At 50.6% G+C, this 3,165-nt stretch carries 2 rRNA genes; both read left to right on the top strand.

Going from position 1 to position 3,165, the window contains the following annotated elements:
* Window positions 1-17: 17 nt before the first annotated feature.
* Window positions 18-2,911 (top strand): 23S ribosomal RNA (locus AB4307_RS20665).
* 137 nt (window positions 2,912-3,048) lie between these two features.
* Window positions 3,049-3,164 (top strand): 5S ribosomal RNA (rrf, locus tag AB4307_RS20670).
* Window position 3,165: the final 1 nt, after the last annotated feature.

The raw sequence follows: 3,165 nt of genomic DNA on the forward strand, positions 1-3,165 counted from the left end.
ACCCTTTCGGGTTGTATGGTTAAGTGACTAAGCGTACACGGTGGATGCCTTGGCAGTCAGAGGCGATGAAAGGCGTAATAACTTGCGATAAGCCCAGATTAGGTAGTAATAACCTTTTGAGTCTGGGATTCCTGAATGGGGAAACCCACTTACATAAGTAAGTATCCTGTTGTGAATACATAGCAACAGGAGGCAAACCGGGGGAACTGAAACATCTAAGTACCCCGAGGAAGAGAAATCAACCGAGATTCCGAAAGTAGCGGCGAGCGAAATTGGATTAGCCCTTAAGCTTTTAATGAGACAGATGAAGGCTCTGGAAAGTGCCGCAATAAAGGGTGATAGCCCCGTAACCGACACATCATAATCAGTGAAAACGAGTAGGGCGGGACACGTGATATCCTGTCTGAATATGGGGGGACCATCCTCCAAGGCTAAATACTACTGACTGACCGATAGTGAACCAGTACCGTGAGGGAAAGGCGAAAAGAACCCCTGTGAGGGGAGTGAAATAGAACCTGAAACCGTGTACGTACAAGCAGTAGGAGCACCTTCGTGGTGTGACTGCGTACCTTTTGTATAATGGGTCAGCGACTTAATTTTAGTAGCAAGGTTAACCGTTTAGGGGAGCCGTAGGGAAACCGAGTCTTAACTGGGCGTACAGTTGCTAGGATTAGACCCGAAACCAGGTGATCTAGCCATGGGCAGGTTGAAGGTTGAGTAACATCAACTGGAGGACCGAACCGACTAATGTTGAAAAATTAGCGGATGACTTGTGGCTAGGGGTGAAAGGCCAATCAAACCTGGAGATAGCTGGTTCTCCCCGAAAGCTATTTAGGTAGCGCCTCGGACGAATACTACTGGGGGTAGAGCACTGTTAAGGCTAGGGGGTCATCCCGACTTACCAACCCTTTGCAAACTCCGAATACCAGTAAGTACTATCCGGGAGACACACGGCGGGTGCTAACGTCCGTCGTGGAGAGGGAAACAACCCAGACCGCCAGCTAAGGTCCCAAAGTATAGCTAAGTGGGAAACGATGTGGGAAGGCTCAGACAGCCAGGATGTTGGCTTAGAAGCAGCCATCATTTAAAGAAAGCGTAATAGCTCACTGGTCGAGTCGGCCTGCGCGGAAGATGTAACGGGGCTAAGCTATACACCGAAGCTGCGGCTACGTACCTTAGGGTATGTGGGGTAGGGGAGCGTTCTGTAAGCCGTTGAAGGTGGTCTGTAAGGGCTGCTGGAGGTATCAGAAGTGCGAATGCTGACATGAGTAACGATAAAGGGAGTGAAAAACTCCCTCGCCGGAAGACCAAGGGTTCCTGTCCAACGTTAATCGGGGCAGGGTAAGTCGACTCCTAAGGCGAGGCCGAAAGGCGTAGTCGATGGGAAACGGGTTAATATTCCCGTACTTCTTACAATTGCGATGGGGGGACGGAGAAGGCTAGGTGGGCCTGGCGACGGTTGTCCAGGTTCAAGTACGTAGGCGGGTGGTTTAGGTAAATCCGGACCGCTACTAACGCTGAGATACGATGTCGAGCTACTACGGTAGTGAAGTCATTGATGCCATGCTTCCAGGAAAAGCCTCTAAGCTTCAGATTGTAAGGAATCGTACCCCAAACCGACACAGGTGGTCGGGTAGAGAATACCAAGGCGCTTGAGAGAACTCGGGTGAAGGAACTAGGCAAAATGGTACCGTAACTTCGGGAGAAGGTACGCTCTTATCAGTGAAGTCCCTTGCGGATGGAGCAGACGAGAGTCGCAGATACCAGGTGGCTGCAACTGTTTATTAAAAACACAGCACTGTGCAAAATCGTAAGATGACGTATACGGTGTGACGCCTGCCCGGTGCCGGAAGGTTAATTGATGGGGTTAGACTTCGGTCGAAGCTCTTGATCGAAGCCCCGGTAAACGGCGGCCGTAACTATAACGGTCCTAAGGTAGCGAAATTCCTTGTCGGGTAAGTTCCGACCTGCACGAATGGCGTAATGATGGCCACGCTGTCTCCACCCGAGACTCAGTGAAATTGAAATCGCTGTGAAGATGCAGTGTACCCGCGGCTAGACGGAAAGACCCCGTGAACCTTTACTACAGCTTGGCACTGAACATTGAACCTACATGTGTAGGATAGGTGGGAGACTATGAAACCGCGTCGCTAGATGTGGTGGAGTCGTCCTTGAAATACCACCCTTGTAGTTTTGATGTTCTAACGTTGGTCCCTGAATCGGGGTTACGGACAGTGCCTGGTGGGTAGTTTGACTGGGGCGGTCTCCTCCCAAAGAGTAACGGAGGAGCACGAAGGTGGGCTAAACACGGTTGGACATCGTGTGGTTAGTGCAATGGCATAAGCCCGCTTGACTGCGAGAATGACAATTCGAGCAGGTGCGAAAGCAGGTCATAGTGATCCGGTGGTTCTGAATGGAAGGGCCATCGCTCAACGGATAAAAGGTACTCCGGGGATAACAGGCTGATACCGCCCAAGAGTTCATATCGACGGCGGTGTTTGGCACCTCGATGTCGGCTCATCACATCCTGGGGCTGAAGTCGGTCCCAAGGGTATGGCTGTTCGCCATTTAAAGTGGTACGCGAGCTGGGTTTAGAACGTCGTGAGACAGTTCGGTCCCTATCTGCCGTGGGCGTTGGAAAATTGAAAGGGGCTGCTCCTAGTACGAGAGGACCGGAGTGGACGAACCTCTGGTGTTCGGGTTGTCATGCCAATGGCATTGCCCGGTAGCTAAGTTCGGAATCGATAACCGCTGAAAGCATCTAAGCGGGAAGCGAGCCTTGAGATGAGTTTTCCCTGACGCTATAAGCGTCCTAAAGGGTTGTCGTAGACTACGACGTTGATAGGCAGGGTGTGTAAGTGCTGCGAGGCATTGAGCTAACCTGTACTAATTGCCCGTGAGGCTTAACCATACAACACCCAAGGGGTTTTGTGGACTCAAAGAAATACCAAACGCTTGAATGAGTTTGAAGAGATAGACTTTTAAATCAGTTTTCCAGATTATTTTGCCTTCAGTTTTTAAAAAAGCTGAAAGTAAAAGCAAAATTTGCTTGGCGACCATAGCATTGTGGACCCACCTGATTCCATGCCGAACTCAGAAGTGAAACACAATAGCGCCGATGGTAGTGTGGGGCTTCCCCATGTGAGAGTAGGACATCGCCAGGCT

This window comes from Vibrio sp. 10N.261.52.C2 (assembly GCF_041471425.1).
Classification (GTDB): Bacteria; Pseudomonadota; Gammaproteobacteria; order Enterobacterales; family Vibrionaceae; genus Vibrio; species Vibrio crassostreae_C.